This is a genomic window from Granulicella aggregans (assembly GCF_025685565.1).
GTDB classification, from domain to species: domain Bacteria; phylum Acidobacteriota; class Terriglobia; order Terriglobales; family Acidobacteriaceae; genus Edaphobacter; species Edaphobacter aggregans_B.
On record NZ_JAGSYE010000001.1, the window covers coordinates 146,775 to 162,847 of the forward strand.

Genomic DNA, 16,073 nt, shown 5'->3' on the forward strand with positions numbered 1-16,073 from the left:
GGACCACCCCTGCTTAGCCGCTCACGGTAAACGGACGAACAATCCCCATTACCCGCACTTCCTTCCCGCACTTCCTTCCAAACTGGGCATCGCAGTGTCAGAATGAACGCTGAGGAAGCAATCCCATGCCGACGTATCCACCATCCACCGCACCCGTCCGTCTTCCGGATGAGAGCCCACAGGGCGCGCGGATCAAGGTGGTCGGTGTCGGCGGCGGCGGAAGCAACGCCATCGACCGCATGATCGACTTCGGCGTGGAAGGCGTCGAGTTCATCGCCCTCAACACCGATGTCCAGGCGCTCGAGGTCTCGAAGGCCCCGGTCCGCGGGCAGCTTGGCTCGCTCCTCACCAACGGCCTGAGCGCTGGCTCCGATCCGAATGTAGGCCGCCGCGCCGCTATCCAGGACGTCAACGAGATCGCCGAGGTGCTCGAAGGCGCGGACATGGTCTTCATCACCGCAGGACTTGGCGGAGGCACCGGCACCGGCGCCGCTCCCGTGATCGCCGCCATCGCCGCCGAAATGGGAGCCCTGACCGTCGCCATCGTCACGCGCCCCTTTAACTTCGAAGGCAAGCGCCGCATGGCCATCGCGGACTGGGGCATCGATCACCTACTCCGCTACGTCGACACCCTGATCGTCATTCCCAATGAGAAGCTGCTCGACATCGCGAAGGACGCTCCCTTCTTCGAGTCCTTCAAGATCGCCGACGACTTCCTCCGCCAGGCAGTGCAGGGTATCTCCGACATCATCACTACCGAAGGCGTCATCAACCGAGACTTCGCCGACGTGAAGACCACCATGGCCGGCATGGGCTATGCCGTCATGGGAACCGCCTCGCGCTCCGGGCCGAACCGTGCAGTAGACGCAGTCATGGACGCAATGGCCTCGCCACTGCTGGAAGAAGGCGCGATCGACGGCGCGCGCGGAATCCTCATCAACATTACCGGCTCAAGCTCGCTGCGCCTCAGCGAAGTGAACGCTGCGTCCAGGGTTATCCAAAGTGTCGCCCATGAGGACGCGAACATCATCTTCGGCGCGGTCCTCGACGAGCGGCTTGGCGATGAGGTGAAGGCCACCGTCATCGCAACCGGCTTCCGCAACGACGGCAGAGATCGCTCCGAACGCCGCGCAAGACTCCTCCGCGCTGCGGGTCCCGAACCCGCCAGACCAACGCCTGCGACCCCGGTACTTATGGAACCGGAAGCTACGGAACCCGAAGCCGAACCCGAGACGTCACCACTGTTGGCCTCGGTCGACGAAGCTCCCTTAGCCGAGAGCCTTCTGCCCCATAAGCCCGAAACGGTCGATGTCACATTCGCCGAGATAGAAGCGCTCGAAGAAGTAAAGCCCGAAGAGATCGAGCCCGAAGAAGAACCGATCGAAACTATCGTCCTGGAAGCGGGACCTGCCGAGGTCGCAGAGACCGCTTTCGAAGAGCCTTCCGTCGAGGTGCTTGAAGTTGAGCAGGCTCTAGCCATACAAGACCAAATGGAGGAAGCGGCCCCGCACCTCGATCTCGCGATGGACGTAGATGAGGAACAGGAAACGCAGGTTGAAGATCCTCCGCAACATGCTCCCGTAGAAGTAGAGGTCGCGCAAGAGACAGAGAATGCCCAGCCCGCCGAATTCGAACCCGGTGAAGAGCTTGCAGCGGAGGAAGAGGCTCGCCCCGGGCTCCACGACGAAGAGCAAGACTGGAGAGAAGCAATTCGCGAGATCGCTCGGCTCGCTGAGCCCGTCTTCGCGGTTGACGAAGAGGACAGTGCTAAGGCTTCGGAGCCCGGGCCTTGGAATCGCCCCGCGCGTTCACCCGCAGGCCCTGCAGCAAGCGGAATCGAGCGATCTCCGAATACGATCTTTCACGACGACAGCGAGCAGGATGCCCTCACCCCGAAGGCGACCAATCGCTCTGCACCCCCTAAAGACCGCGCCCCTTCCGCGCCCGCTCCTGCCGCGGCATCGCCGCTCCTGTCAAACACAAGACGGGCGGCGCTCGCAGCGTATGCCGCTATCTCGCTTCCGGAAGTCGAGATAGAGCCAGCAGAGCCCGAGACCAAGCCGGTCAACGCATTCGCCCAGGTCCTCGAGGCGCGTCGCCGCTTTGTCGAAAATCTGGGCACGAAACTCCCGTCACAGGAGTCCAGCACATCACCAATCGCCATTCCGCCCGAAGCTCCTGAGCTGACTCCGCCCTCTCAGCCTCTAAGTCAGGAGCTGAGCCGCCGCTATCAACCGGAAGAAGCGTGGCCCGAATCTGAACCTTTACGCCAGCGTCAGGCTCGTCCTGTCCGTCCGCTTACGATCGACGCTCAGCCAACACAATCCGCGACGTGGGAACGAGAAGCCGGCTCCCGCGACGAGCTTCTTCGTCGCTCCAATATGCAGTTGTTCCGCGACACGGTAGCCGGCGAACCATCGGAGACCGGCCACCCAGACGCGGAAGATCCGCCGAAGCCACATCAGGATCTCAACCGGAGGCTACAGCGCGAAAGCGCCGAACCGCGCAACGGAGAATTGTTTGAGAGCCGATGGAACTCGAAGATCCCCGTTCCGTCCTTTGGGTCGATTCTTGATCGAAAGAGCTATACCGAAGAGCTCGATGATCTGGACACTCCCTAGTTCTTACGTCCCAGCAAAGGATCGACTCTATGGGTGAGGAGCGACCTTCACCTTGGGCTCGACGATCACCAGATCGACCCGCCGGTTCTGCCCTCGGCCCTCGGGCGTAGCGTTATCGGCCACTGGCCGGTAAGGCCCGTAGCCCGCAACCGAGATCTTATCCGGCGGAAATCCAGCATCATCCACCAGCAACGTAAGTACGCTGGTCGCGCGCGCCGAAGAGAGCTGCCAGTTCGACTGGAAGAGTGGCGTGTGAATCGGCTGATTGTCGGAGTGTCCTTCGACGCGCAGCTCGAGATGATGGTCCATCAACACATGGGCCGTCTTGCGTAGCTGTTCAGCCGCTCCCGGAAGCAGCGTCGCATCGCCCGACTTGAAGAAGCCAAAGTCGCGCAGGCTGATGATCAACCCTTCCGTCGTTTGCTGCACCACGATCTCATGCTTGTCGATCGCATCGCCCAGCACTCCTTCAAGCTGCGTCTTCAACTGCGTCGTATCGACGGGCAAAGGAGCGGGCATCACAGGTGCCGGCGGAAGGGGGTTGTTCTCATCAGTTGGCCCCGTATCCGGCTTGGGATCATCGTGAGCGCTCAGCTTCTCGAAGCCAGAATGGATCCCGGCGGACACGGTTTGTACGCTCTTACTGCGGCCACGGGAGAAGGCAAACAGCACGATGAAGACGGCAAGCAGCAGCGTGACAAAGTCCGCGTAAGAGAGCAGCCAGCGATCATGTGACGGGGCCGCCTCTTCTTCACGCCTCGACGATCGTCTCAATCTGGCTGCTCGCCTCATTTACGCAGCCAGCTCCGGCCTGGTGATCACCTCGACCTTGACCGCCTCTTCAGCGAGATAGCATTCAAGGCGCTCTCGCAATGCGCGCGGGCCCATGCCATCCATAATTGCGAGCACTGCTTCAAGGACCATCTCGCGTGCAATCTGCCGCTCGCGAATGCGAATCCGGAGCTTGCCCGCCAAAGGCAGAAGCAGAATGTTGGCCAGACCGAGCCCATAGAGCGTCGAGACGAAGGCTACTGCGATGCCTCTACCAATCTCCGTCACATTGTCCATGCGCTGCATCACCTGAATCAGGCCCAGCACGGCACCCATGATCCCAAGTGTCGGTGCAAACCCGCCGGAGGCCTCAAGCAACTTCACCGCGCCAAGTTCGCGCTCGTCCAGAAGGTCGAGTTCAAGCTCCATATTCTCCCGCATCGTCTGCGGATGGGCACCATCGACGGCAAAGGTAAGCGCCTTCCGCAAAAACTTATCTTCGATGTCCGCCAGCTGTGAGTCCAGGCGCAGAATCCCATGCCTGCGGGCCTGGGTGCAGTAAGACACCATCTCCTCCAGCGTGTCGGTCGCCTTGGTCGATCGCTCATAGAAGATAGTTGGCAACACCTTAAATGTGTCGATCACTGTCTTCATCGGAAACTGAATGAGGATGACACCCAGCGTACCCGCTAAAACAATTAGCGCCGCGGAGGGCTGAAGGATCTGCCGAACGCTTCCCCCATCAAGAACAAGCCCGCCAACAATTCCCGCGACTGCAAGAAATGTGCCAAGCAGAGTGCTCTTGTCAACGCGACGCTTATTCATAGCTATGTATCTATCAGAAATAGATAGGCGCACGTATCGTGCCAAAGATGTAGATGAAGCTATGAACAAACGGCAGAGTAAATGCTATGCACAGTGCAGGTGATCCTATTGTTTTACAGCTCTTGGAATATCGGGCCAAGATGAGAGGTTTATGAGAGAAATACGCTCTGACATCTTCATCTCTATCTCAGCGACGCTAACCTAGGTCGCTCGAAAGAATTCTTGCGATCTGCCCTGAACGGCTTCCATGGGGCGGTCGATAGAAGTCCTGCACCGAGATGGGCAGCCTGAAAGAGCAAAGCTCAAGAGGCGCAACAATTTCAGAAGCAAAACTATTACACCGCTAACTAAAAAAAGGAGCAACACAATGTCACTCAGCATCTTGAACAACATCCCCGCTCTTCAGGCTGAAAACCAACTCACGATCACGACGACAGCTGCTAACAAGAGCCTGCAGGAACTGTCCTCGGGATCACGCATCAACTCCGGTTCCGACGACGCCGCCGGTCTCGCCATCTCCGATGGTTTGAACGCCAACGTCGCCGCCCTCAACCAGTCTTCTCTCAACGCGACCAACGCAGTTGGCTCCCTGCAGACCGCAGACGGCGCTCTCTCGCAGGTCACCGCTCTCCTCAACCGCTCCGTTACGCTCGCCACCGAGGCTTCCAGCAGCGGTCTCAGCACCTCACAGTCCGCCGCGATCAACACCGAGTTCCAGGCTCTGCTCACGCAGATCGGCAACATCGGCACCACGACCAACTTCAACGGCACGGCTGTCTTCGGCTCGACCGTTTCGGCCTTCACCTCCGACGGCACCACCGGCGGCACGGTCAGCATCGGCGCAAACGTTGCCGCTCTGACCACCACCTCGCTCGGCCTCAGCACCTCCACCCTCACCTCGGCCAGCTCCGCTCAGACCGCTCTGACCGCTCTGACCGCTGCGATCTCCACCATCTCGGCACAGCGCGGCACGCTCGGCGCCACCGTTGAGCAGCTCCAGGCTGCTTCCACCGTCGACACCAACGAGTCGCAGAACCTCGTCACCGCTTCCAGCAACATCACCTCTGCCGACATCAGCAGCGTGGTCGCGGATGACACCAAGTACAGCATCCTCGAGCAGACCGGCATCTCGGCGCTGCAGCAGGCTAACCAGCAAGCGCAGACCGTCCTCAAGCTCCTCCAGTAAAACGAAGTGGCTGCGGTCGCTGAGCTTGTCTCAGCGACCGCGGCCATCGTTGTTTTGACATAACTGGGTCACCCAAGGAGTCTGCATCGCATGAGTACAACATCTTCCACGCTCACATCGGTCCTCTCCGCCCTTGGCGGTACCACTGGTATCGATGTCACCGCCGCCGTAGACGCGATCCTCTATGCCGACCGGGCCCCGGAACGCGGCTGGCAGGCTCAACAGGCGACTCTCGCGAGTCAAACCTCCGCCATCAATCAGCTCAGCAGTGAGGCCTCCTCACTGAGCGACGCCTTGGCCGCGTTGCAAAGCACCACCGGCGCACTCAGCACCGTCAGCGCGAGCAGCTCCGACACCAGCTTGCTCACCGCGACTGCGAGCGATGGCACAACTGCGGGCAGCCATAGTGTCACCATCAATAAGCTAGCCTCGGCCGGATCCTGGTACTCGACGACCACCGAGTCGAGCAGTTCGGCAACGCTGCCTTCGGGCAGCTTCAGCATCACGGTCGGTTCGACCACCACATCTATTCCAACTGACACCGGAGACGGTACCGCCGACACTCTCGATGAACTCGCCGCCACCATCAACGGCAAGGCGCTGGGTGTCACCGCAACCGTCGTCACGGACAGCACCGGAGCCAGGCTTGCATTGACTTCCACGACCACCGGAAGCGCCGGCGACTTTTCCGTCGCAACAGGCGGCAGCCTCGCATTTCAACGTTCCGCCACCGGTACGGACGCTTCCTTGACTGTCGATGGAGTTCCGATCACCAGCGCTAGCAACACCGTCACCGGTGCCATCAACGGCGTTACGCTGAACCTGCTTGGAGCCGCGACCGGAACCCCGGTGACCGTGAGCGTGGCCCCCGATACGACCTCCATCACGTCGGCGATAACAACCTTCGTCAACGCCTACAACACGCTCATCACCGACACGAATACGTCGATCAGCTACGACGCGAGCACACAGACGGCCGGTGTATTGCAAAGCGACAGCGCCGCACAGGGCCTGCAGTCCGCGCTCCTGGCTTCGACAAACTACTCTGCCTCCAGCGGCACCTACAAGTCGCTTTCCTCGCTCGGCATCGAGACAAACTCCGATGGCACGTTGACGCTCAACAGCACCACGCTCGCGAGCGCTCTTCAATCCAATAGCGGAGCGGTAGCGACGTTCTTCCAGGGAAGCGCCTTCAACGGTTTTGCCGCTTCGCTCACCTCGTCGCTGAATACTTACACCGATCCCACACAGGGAGCCTTCACGGTCGACCTTCAAAGCATCAGTGCCGAAAATCAGGACCTGACAAACGAGACCAACACGCTTGAGGTTTACCTCTCCTCACAGCAAACGATTCTCACCGCGCAATATAACGCCGCAGACATCGCCATTCAGCAACTGCCAGAGAAGCTCAAACAGATCAATGCGCTCCTCAACCCGAACTCCAGCAGTTCCTAGAGATCGACATGACAAACAATACTGCTTCACTTGAATACCGCCGTGCCGCGACCCAACAGGCTTCTGTAGTAGGCCTCGTCATCGCGTTGCACGACACGCTAATGGGAGACATCCGGCGGGCAGCGGATGCAATTGACAGGGGCGACATCCAGGGCCGGTGTGACCAACTGGTCCACGCCTTCAAAGTCCTTCAACAGTTGGAAGCGATGCTGGACATGGACAAGGGTGGAAACACAGCCATCCAGGTGAAGCGCTTCTACGGCCACATTCGTGGGCAGCTCCTGCTCGCCCAGTTCAAGTTATCCTCCGCCATCCTTCACAAACAGATTCAGATCGTCCTAGAGGTCCGCGAAGCGTGGCAACAGCTTGACAGCTCGGCGATGGAAAGCCGTAACCCGGCAGCTCCATCGTCGACGGTGGATCAAGCGGCGACAGAGCGCGCCGAACCGGCAGAGGCTCGGCTCTCGTTCTCGTGTTCCTTCTAGATCGACGATCACTTCCCTAACCAAGGGCTCCAAGGCGACCTGAACATTTCAGGTCGCCACTTTTTTGCCCAACACGTCGAAGTTCGAAGAGGCCGGTCCGATCGGATGACACGTAACGATGCGAAGCCCATCGTCCCAGGCGAAGCTCGAGCCACACAATGCGCAGAATCCAGGGTGCCCATGAATGCGGCTGCCGCCGTCCCCTGCGAATGTTCTTTGTTGGCTGGGTAGCAAAGCGCAAGCGCAGTCGAAGGCCCCCGAGTAAGTCGACATCCCCTCAACACCCTGGACCGCGCCAAATCTCCATGAGGCGCAGCATCTCCTATTGCCATATCCCTGTGCGGATATTCTGAGGCGCAGCCGAAGAAGGACGGCATTTGCTCATGCTACGGATAGACCTGCGTGCGACGTACGGGAAGGCAGGCCCCTTCCTGCGCTAGGCGCGACGACCAGCATGACGGCCTGGAGATGATTCGCCGGTACGCCTTGTAGATCATCGATTCATGTACGGCTTCGATCGCGAACGGGAGATCAGCTCCCAGAAGGTTCCCCTTCAGCAACCCACACAGGCAAACGGCAACGGCGTCAATCGTGGTTGCGATGGACGCCGTTGCCGTTACTGCCCCGAGATAAATTTACGACTGTAGATAGTTGAGCAGGCTGTTCTGGATGACCTTCGCAGCTGCTGCGAGGACCGCCGAGTTGCTCGTCTCCGCGTTGGTCAGATTCTCCGCAGCCGTCGCGGCATCGATCCCTACAAGCGAGTTCTCACGCGAGGTGAGAGTGACCGTCTCCTGCGAAAGATACGTCTCCTGCGCCGTGAGCTGGTTGATCGTATTGCCATACACCGCATGCTGCGCGGTCACATACTGTAGCGCCGAAGTGACATCGGTCGTAGCGATGGCAATGGTGCTGGTGTTACCCGCCTGCAGCGCCGATGCAAGATTGCTGAGCGCACCCAGAACACTTCCGCTCGAATTGGTGAACAAGGTCGATCCCGGGATGTTGGCCTGCACCGAGAGCGAGCTGCCCACGGAGATGCTGTTCACGCCCGTGTTTCCGTTGTAGGTGTATCCCGTCGGAGAGGTCGAATCGGCGGTAAACGCCGCTTTGCCGCTTACCGTACCGCCAAACAACGAGATCCCCTGGAAGGTCGTATTGGCAAGACCCACGACGTTGCTCAGAATGCCTTGAATGTTCGTGGCGATCGACTGCCGGTCCGAGTCCGAGGTCGTGCTGTTCGCGCCTTCCGTGCCCAACGTGATGGCCTGGTTCAGCAGCGACACCACCGAAGTCAGCACGCCGTCCGCAGTCTGAGCCTGCGAAAGGACTGAGCTCGCATTGGAGGAATACTGATCGACGTTGGCGGCCTGCGCCTGTAGCTGAACGTAAGCCGCCGAAGCCGCAGGATCGTCCGACGGAAGGTTGACGCGCTGCCCCGTCGAGACCTGCTGGAAAGCGGTCTGCACGGCTTGCTCGCTGTTCTGGATATCGATAAGGACGCTTGCGTTTAAGTTTGGGTTGAACCGCATCTCTATGGCCTCACTGAATCATGTTAATCGTGGTATCGAACAGGCTCTGAATGGTGCTGACCACCTTGGCCGCCGCCGCGTAAGCCTGCTGATACTGGATAAGGTTTGCCGACTCCTGATCGATCGACACACCGGAGATCGAGCCCTGCTGGTTATTCAGCGCCGTCAGGCTCTGCTGAATCGAGGTCGAGTCCGAGGTCGCGGTCGCGGTATAGCTGCCAATCTCGTACACCAGGTTCGCAGATTGCGCCGTCGCGCTCTGGCCATTGGACAGCGCAGTGTTCTGTAGCGCGGTGAGATTGGCAACATTACCGTTGCTTCCCGAAGAGCCATCCGAACTCGCGGCAAGGGCCGAGGGGTCGGTCGTCGTCAGCGCGATCGAAGCCGCTGATCCCGCGACCGTGTTCGATACGGTGAACAGGGCCGCGCCGGCGTTCCCGTTCTCGTCGTAGCCCTGTGCCTGCGCCGCATTGAAGGCCGTCGCAAACTGGTTCGCAAGCGTGTCGAGAGAGTTGAGCAGCGTAGGAATCTGGGTATCGCGGACCTGGATCGATCCGCCGAGATCTCCACCGGAGATCTGCGATGTGATGTTCGTTCCGTTTTGATCGAGCACCTGCGCATTGCCGGCTGAATCGTTCGCCGTCGAAAGAGCGTAACTTGCGTTGCCCTGCACCAGGGGCGTACCGTTGCCGGTCGTAATCGTATCGCCCTGGGTGGAGTGCGTCACCGTGATGTTCGTCAACTGGGCAAGCTGCAGTTCGACCTGGTTCAACTGGTCGCCGATAGGCCCTAGGTTCTGGCCCTCCGCGTTCTGCTGTTGAAGCTCCACGTTCAGCTGCGCAACTTGCGACGCGAGCGCGTTGATCTGAGACACATCGCTCGTCACGGTGGTGTTCAAGCTGCTCGCCGGGCCAGATAGTCCGGCCGAAATGGAGTTGAACTGGCTTACCAGCGCCTGCGCGCCCTGAATCGCCGTCTGGCGGGTTGCCGAGTCGCTCGGATCCGACGACAGCGCCGAGAGATTGTTGAAGAACGTAGAAAGTGTGCTCGACAGGCTGGTCCCGCTGCTGGGAAACAGCGTCTGGATCTGGTCCAGCGCATTCACCTGCGCATCGGCGCTCGACTGCTGGCTGGTCTGCTGCTGAATCCGCAGTGTCAGCAGATCATTGCGCACCGAGGTGACACTCGTCACGTTCACGCCGCCGCCGACCTGCACCGTGCCGTCGGTCAAAGGTGACGCCTCGCTCAGGCTTACCGTCTCGCGGGCGTAACCGGTCGTGCTGGCGTTAGCGATGTTGTTGTTCGTGACCTGCAGCTCAAGCTCCTGGGCTTGGAGCGACTGGGAGGCGATCGAAAGTGCCGAATTAAGAGTTGCCATATCGTTATCTCCTCAGACTTCGCAGGACCAGGTTTGAAGATTCGCCTGGACGCCAGAGGTCGAGTGGGTTGAACCTTGATAGCTGCGGAAAAGACCGGCGAACAGCCGCAATGTCTCGCCCGAGTGGCGTAGCAATGCGGCGTATCTCTTGTTGAGTACAAGGACCGACGCGACGGCCTCTTCGATCTGGAAGGAAAGATCAGAGTCTTCACAGTTCGGGCTGAGCGCCCGGTCGGCGGAAAGCTTCGCACTTCTTCCGCGCTGGATATGAGCGAGGCGCGAGCAGGCTGCCTGCTGCACCCGAATGCTCTCTTGCAACGGGGAAAGCTCTTGCCGGGCGATGCAGTTCATCGCCGTTTCGAGCTCCCCCGCAAGACACTGCAGATTTGCGAGGTATTCTTTACCTTCATCCGGCGACAGCTGCTGCTTCCAAAGATGCATCGTTTCCCTCTGCAGAAATTCCGTGGCCTGCCGGATAGGTTGTCTCTTCGCGATACCTGACTACCAGGCCTCTAAATATCGGAGCTCGCGATCGACTGAGAAATCTTGTCACTATCAAGCTGGTACTGGGCAGATTTCACCGCCTGTCTCAACGATTCCACCTTTGCCTGCCGTGAGGGCGAGGTCTGCAGGGCGGTCTTGCTGAGGGCCTGGACGGTGTTGGTTGCGGCGGTGAAGCTGGTCGTATCTTCCGCCGTTTGTTTATGTTGGGCGCTGGCTGCGGACTTTGCAGAAGCGGCGTCGGCGAGAGTCTTGCCCTGCACTGACTTGGAAAAATCGGTTGTTGCTGCGCCAAAACGATCGACGACCATGACAACACCTCCTTTGAACGACTCCACTATCGGCATTTCCCGAAGTGCTGTTCAATAAGAGGGGGGTTTTTCACACTTTTCCACCGTCGGCCGTTTTTGGTGCCTCGGCGGAGTTCCCAACTTTAGTTGCAGCTATGGACGCATCTTTATGGTCAGAAGCTTTGTGCAGATTGGCCGTAATCATCTTCGCGATCCCGATCCCGCCCGACGCCGTCAGCGAGCCGGCCAGCGCCTGCATGGCGATGCCCTGGAACTGGTCCTTGCCGGAGTCGTCATCCTCATCCTGGCCGTCGCCGCCCGGGACCTTCGCGAAGCTCTGTTCAGCTTGCGAAAGCCAGCTCCCAAGCAGGATCGACTCGAAGTCATGGCCCGCCTTGTCGATCTTCGCGTCCTCCGTCCCCGAGGCCGAGGTCGAACTCGCTGTGGCTGAGGTCGAAGCCGCCGCTGTCTTGGCGCCGCTCAACAGCCGGGCTGCCTGCGCGTCCTGCAGCCCCGATTGCGAGACCAGCAAACTCGTCGATGCGTCAAACATTTAGATCACCTCCAGATCGGCCTGCAGGCCGCCTGATGCTTTGATTGCCTGCAGAATGGCCACGATGTCGCGTGAAGTCGCACCGATCGCGTGAAGCCCGCGGATCAAGTCGTCCACATTGGCCCCGTTGTCCAACCGAATCGATTGCGCGGGAAGGTCTTTCACAGCCACTGTAGAGTTCGCCAACGGCGTCGTCGTTCCCGTCCTGCTGCCCGGCAGGGGCTGCGAGACCTCAAAGGTCGTCTCGACCTGGATACTCAGGCTGCCATGAAGCACCGAGACCGGCGACAGCGTCACGTTGCCGCCCATTACGATCGTTCCGGTTCTCTCGTTGATGACCACCTTCGCCGGCGAATGGAAGTTGATCGAAAGCGCCTGTACCTGCGCGATCAGCAGTGGAACAGAACTCGTCCCGCTTCCCTTCACATCGATCTGGACCGCTCGGTCGTCCAGTTGGGTTGCAATCGGATTGTGAAACTCTTTATTGATCACGTCGGCCATATCTTTTGTCGCCGTGAAGTCGGGATTCCGAAGAACGAACGAGACGGTATGGAACTGGCTCAGGTCCACCTGCGCCTCGCGCTCCACAATGGCCCCGCCGGGAATTCTGCCTGTAGTGGGATGATTCACTGTCTTGACATTGCCCAATGAGCCCTCCGTGTAACCACCGAGCGTCAGCGGTCCCTGCGCCTCCGCATAGACCTGGCCATCGGGGCCCCGCAAGGATGTCATCAATAGGACGCCACCTTCGAGGCTCTTCGCGTCTCCCGCAGAGGAGACGGTGATATCGAGCTTCATGCCGTTTCGCGCGAACGCCGGCAAGGACGCCGTGATGAAGACCGCCGCCACATTCTTGACCACCACCTGCGCCGGAGAGATCTGCACCCCCATGCGCTTCATCGCATTGGCCAGTGTCTGCACCGTGAAGAATGTCTGCTGCGTGTCGCCCGTCAAATGCAGTCCGACAACCAGGCCGTAACCCACCAGCTGGTTGTCGCGAACACCCTCGACATCCGCGATGTCGCGCAGCAGCACCTTGTGGTCCGTGGCGCTCGCTGCGGCCGGGAGGCAAGCCACCTGGGCCAACAAACAGAGACAAACGAAGTAGGATAAAAGCCGTCGCATCAAGTGTTGCCCCACAAACGAGGTTGAAAGAGTTGAGTTCACAGGAATCAAAAGCCGAAGAGCCAAAGAACGGTGCGGGTAAGGATGTTCGGCGGACGAACGCTGTCCGAGATAATCCCCTTACCCTTCATCTCGATCTCGAGGTTGCCAAGGGCAGCCGACGGGATGGTATTCGCGGAGCTGATATCGCCCGGTCTTACAATCCCACGAATAATCAGGTCCTCGTGCTGGTTGTTCATCGCGATCTTGCGCTCTGCCTCGATCACCATGTTTCCGTTCGCCAGCACAGCGATGATCTGACCCGTTAGGTTCGTCGAGAACGTCGTATTAGAAGAGGTCGCGCCCGAGCCCTTCAAGGTAGTGGCGGAGTTAGCGGTCAGCAATGGATTGAGACCCTTGGTGGCGATGTCGCCAACAAGTCCTGAGATTCCGGATGTCGTGTTGAAAGCCCGCGAGCTGTTCACATCGCCGCTCTGTGCGGCAGTCGTCTGCACCGAGACCTGGACGATGATGGTGTCGTTCACGTTGCGCGCCCGATAGTCCGACGAAAGATCCCCGAGCGCATTCGCGGCCGACCATATACTGCCGACGGTCTTCGGATTCGGCGGAGGCATGTACTGCTCATTCAGGTGAGTGAGATAGTCTGCGCGCAGCTCCTGAGAGTTCTTCTTGACCGGCTTGATCCCGGCGTTCGCAGAGAGTGCACTCATCGCGAAGACCTGCATCACAACGAGGCTGCGAATAGGTAAGGAAAATCTGGTCATTGCGATAGCTCTCCTTTCAAGAGAGTCGGTGTCACCACCTCAGCGACATAGGTCTGTTTATGATCGGGCGAAGAGACCCGGACGCGGCTACCCGGCCTGCCTGCCTGCAGGGATACCACCTCGATCCGTATATGAATTCGATCTGCATCGAATACCAACGTGGCAGGCGCTCCGGCACGCAGGATCGCAACATCTTTCACGGGAGCAGGCTTCGGCGAACTGTCGGGTACGCCCGTCTGGCTCGCAGTCTCTGAGCTCTGCCCCGCCACGACCCGCGCCGACTTCACGTCACGCAACTGGGTCACATCGACCGCATCAGGAAACTTCACTTCTGCAAAAAACGGAATGCACTCGCTATGGTCTTTGCACACGAGACGCAGCCGAGCTGCATGATGCCCGATCGAAGTGAGAGACTCCACCTCCAGAACCGCATTCGACGTCGATGACGTAAACGACGCAGGGAGCTTGACCTCAACCCCTTCGACCGGCAGCGAAGCCGAGACCATCGCCCGCGTCACCTGCGAGGCAGCGATCGCGAAGCGTGTGGACGGCGCCTGCGCCGAAGACGAGATGGCGAGACCAAGTGGACCGAGGCCGATTGCGGCATAGATGAAGATCTCGGACCACCTGAATCCTGTTCGATGGATGACCTGTTGCGTCATGGCTGCTTCCTATTGCGAGAGTTGGTTCAACTGTTGAAGCATCTCGTCGGCTGCTTTCACAACCCGCGAGTTGGACTCATAAGACCGCTGCGCAACGATCATCTGCACAAACTGATCGACCACGCTGACGTTGGACTCTTCAAGCACGCCCTGCTGAATGGTGCCGAGACCCTCCGAACCGCCCGGTGTCCCAATCGTCGGATCACCAGACGCGGTCGTCGCCAGATACATGTTGTTGCCAACGCTGTTCAGGCCGCCCGGATTGACAAACGTCGCAAGCTGAATCTGCCCTACGTTCGTCGCCTGCGTCGTTCCCGGTTGCGTCACACTGACCGTGCCATCACTGCCAATCGTCACGTTCGTCGCATTCGGGGGAATCGTGATCGAAGGCTGAAGCGGATTCCCGTCGCTGGTAGAGATCACTCCCTGCGAGCTCAACTGAAATGAACCGGATCTCTGATAGCCCGTCTGCCCGTTCGGCAGAAGAACCTGGAAGAACCCGTTGCCGGAGATCGCCATGTCGAGCGGATTGCCCGTCGTATTGAAGTCTCCCTGCGTCTGGATCGTCTCCGTCGAGGTCGGCCGAACACCAAGTCCAACCTGCAATCCGGAGGCATTCGTCGTCTGCGACGTCGCTGCCGATCCCGGAGCGGTCGTGCTCTGGTAAAGCATGTCGGAGAAGGCAACCCGCCGCTGCTGGAAGCCGGTGGTGCTGGAGTTGGCGAGGTTGTTCGCGATGTTGTCCAGGTTCATCTGCTGAGCCGTCATGCCGCTGGCAGCTGTATAAAGCGCACGAATCATCGGTGTTTCCTTTCAGGTAGAAACTATCGGTTAGCTAACGCGAGGAATGTCCTGCGCTGCGGTCTTATCGATCTCTGAGTCAATCATGGTCAGGGCATGGCGCATGCCTTCCATCGCACGCTGCGCATTGATCAGCTCCACCACGCTCGAGACCGGGTTCACGTTCGAGCCCTCCAGAGAGCCCTGCCGCACCTGCGAAAGCGGCGAATCCACCACATCCTTCTGCGGCACGGTGTAGTAAGTCGCGCCCAGGCTCTGCGGATCTGCCGTCGGCGTAAACTCCACGACCTTCAGCTTGCCGGCAATCGCTCCGTCTGTGGAGACGGTCCCGTCTGCACTCACGGTAACGACTGCTCCCTTGGGAATGTTTATAGGTCCGCTTGCACCCACGACGGGATCCCCTGTAGATGTAACCAGCTGTCCGGCGGTCGATACCTGGAAGCTGCCGTTACGGGTATAGGCCGTGGCACCCGTCGTCGTCTGTACTTGAAAGAAGCCCGGTCCATCGATACCAAGATCAAGCTCATTGCCGGTGTGCTGAAGAGATCCTGCCTGCAGGTCGAGCTTGGAGTTACCCAGCAGGCCATAGCTGTTCGTCACCACATTGAGTTGCGAATTCAATTGCTGCCCCGCACCCGCGAGCACCGAACTAAAGGTCGTATGCCTTTGGCGAAATCCGCTGGTGCTGCTGTTCGCCATGTTGTTGGCGATCGTGTCCAGGGCGTCCGTGCGTGCCATCAGGGCCGTGCATGCTGCGTAAAGTCCGCTATCCATGAAGAATCCTCGCTTGACTCTGTTGCAACGAAGATGCCAAATCGAACGGCACATTTTGCCTAGTTTTGTGGATGAATTTTGCCTTGAATCTTGGCAACTAAGGGGAAGATGAGAAGCCCCGGACCGGGGCGTAACCCGAAGGTGTAACAAGCGCTCTCATGCGATTCAAAGAAGAATTACCCGCGTAACTCCAGGCCCAATGCTTCCCGGCCGCTTCCGAACTTGTTGCAACACCCGGCTCTGCTTAAGGGTACGGCTTCAGCCGCGCCGCAAATGCTCTATTCTGCAATTCGGCTTTAGTCTCTGGGGTACGGTTTGTCGTTCTATCTCGGCCTTGTTCAACAAGCTCT

General features: G+C 59.3%; 16 protein-coding genes. 4 read left to right on the forward strand and 12 right to left on the reverse strand.

The genetic code is table 11. The features are described 5' to 3' along the window. Positions 1 to 125 precede the first annotated feature (125 nt). A complete protein-coding gene (gene ftsZ / locus OHL18_RS23160; RefSeq protein ID WP_317890452.1) occupies positions 126 to 2,621 on the forward strand; it encodes a cell division protein FtsZ in 2,496 nt (831 codons plus the stop codon). Positions 2,622 to 2,648: 27 nt separating this feature from the next. Here ftsZ and OHL18_RS00545 read toward each other — a convergent pair whose 3' ends face one another. Both OHL18_RS00545 and OHL18_RS00550 read right to left on the reverse strand, forming a co-directional pair. Beyond that, positions 2,649 to 3,395 (reverse strand): OmpA/MotB family protein, encoded by a 747-nt coding sequence (locus OHL18_RS00545; protein WP_263372880.1) that lies wholly within the window; start codon positions 3,393 to 3,395, stop codon positions 2,649 to 2,651. A gap of 18 nt (positions 3,396 to 3,413) precedes the next feature. Next, entirely contained in the window at positions 3,414 to 4,217 is an 804-nt protein-coding gene (locus OHL18_RS00550) for a flagellar motor protein (protein ID WP_263372881.1), read from the reverse strand. Positions 4,218 to 4,584: 367 nt separating this feature from the next. On the opposite strand from OHL18_RS00550, the gene OHL18_RS00555 reads away from it, so the two are divergent. From OHL18_RS00555 to OHL18_RS00565, 3 genes are all read left to right on the forward strand, one after another. Continuing rightward, a complete protein-coding gene (locus tag OHL18_RS00555) occupies positions 4,585 to 5,403 on the forward strand; it encodes a flagellin (protein WP_263372882.1) in 819 nt (272 codons plus the stop codon). Between the two features lie 90 nt (positions 5,404 to 5,493). Beyond that, entirely contained in the window at positions 5,494 to 6,858 is a 1,365-nt protein-coding gene (gene fliD, locus OHL18_RS00560; protein WP_263372883.1) for a flagellar filament capping protein FliD, read from the forward strand. An 8-nt stretch (positions 6,859 to 6,866) separates the two neighbouring features. Continuing rightward, entirely contained in the window at positions 6,867 to 7,343 is a 477-nt protein-coding gene (locus OHL18_RS00565; protein WP_263372884.1) for a flagellar export chaperone FliS, read from the forward strand. A 635-nt stretch (positions 7,344 to 7,978) separates the two neighbouring features. Here the strand turns inward: OHL18_RS00565 and flgL are convergent. The 10 genes from flgL to OHL18_RS00615 form a co-directional block, all read right to left on the reverse strand. Beyond that, positions 7,979 to 8,875 (reverse strand): flagellar hook-associated protein FlgL, encoded by an 897-nt coding sequence (gene flgL, locus OHL18_RS00570; RefSeq protein ID WP_263372885.1) that lies wholly within the window; start codon positions 8,873 to 8,875, stop codon positions 7,979 to 7,981. 10 nt (positions 8,876 to 8,885) lie between these two features. Continuing rightward, positions 8,886 to 10,253 (reverse strand): flagellar hook-associated protein FlgK, encoded by a 1,368-nt coding sequence (flgK, locus tag OHL18_RS00575; protein WP_263372886.1) that lies wholly within the window; start codon positions 10,251 to 10,253, stop codon positions 8,886 to 8,888. A 12-nt stretch (positions 10,254 to 10,265) separates the two neighbouring features. Further along, positions 10,266 to 10,694, reverse strand: a complete 429-nt coding sequence (locus OHL18_RS00580; protein ID WP_263372887.1) for a hypothetical protein — start codon at positions 10,692 to 10,694, stop codon at positions 10,266 to 10,268. A gap of 71 nt (positions 10,695 to 10,765) precedes the next feature. Further along, positions 10,766 to 11,065 (reverse strand): flagellar biosynthesis anti-sigma factor FlgM, encoded by a 300-nt coding sequence (locus OHL18_RS00585; RefSeq protein ID WP_263372888.1) that lies wholly within the window; start codon positions 11,063 to 11,065, stop codon positions 10,766 to 10,768. A 70-nt stretch (positions 11,066 to 11,135) separates the two neighbouring features. Beyond that, positions 11,136 to 11,597, reverse strand: a complete 462-nt coding sequence (locus OHL18_RS00590) for a hypothetical protein (protein WP_263372889.1) — start codon at positions 11,595 to 11,597, stop codon at positions 11,136 to 11,138. Beyond that, positions 11,598 to 12,674: a flagellar basal body P-ring protein FlgI gene (locus OHL18_RS00595; protein ID WP_263372890.1), complete on the reverse strand. Its 1,077-nt coding sequence runs from the start codon at positions 12,672 to 12,674 to the stop codon at positions 11,598 to 11,600. Between the two features lie 95 nt (positions 12,675 to 12,769). Next, complete coding sequence (locus OHL18_RS00600; RefSeq protein WP_263372891.1) at positions 12,770 to 13,486, reverse strand: flagellar basal body L-ring protein FlgH; 717 nt, start codon at positions 13,484 to 13,486, stop codon at positions 12,770 to 12,772. Beyond that, positions 13,483 to 14,148, reverse strand: a complete 666-nt coding sequence (locus tag OHL18_RS00605; protein ID WP_263372892.1) for a hypothetical protein — start codon at positions 14,146 to 14,148, stop codon at positions 13,483 to 13,485. The genes OHL18_RS00600 and OHL18_RS00605 overlap by 4 nt, the downstream gene beginning before the upstream one ends. Positions 14,149 to 14,157: 9 nt before the next feature. Then, a complete protein-coding gene (flgG, locus tag OHL18_RS00610) occupies positions 14,158 to 14,949 on the reverse strand; it encodes a flagellar basal-body rod protein FlgG (protein ID WP_263372893.1) in 792 nt (263 codons plus the stop codon). Between the two features lie 30 nt (positions 14,950 to 14,979). Next, positions 14,980 to 15,723, reverse strand: coding sequence for a flagellar hook-basal body protein (locus tag OHL18_RS00615; protein WP_263372894.1), 744 nt, complete (start codon positions 15,721 to 15,723; stop codon positions 14,980 to 14,982). Between the last annotated feature and the right edge of the window lie 350 nt (positions 15,724 to 16,073).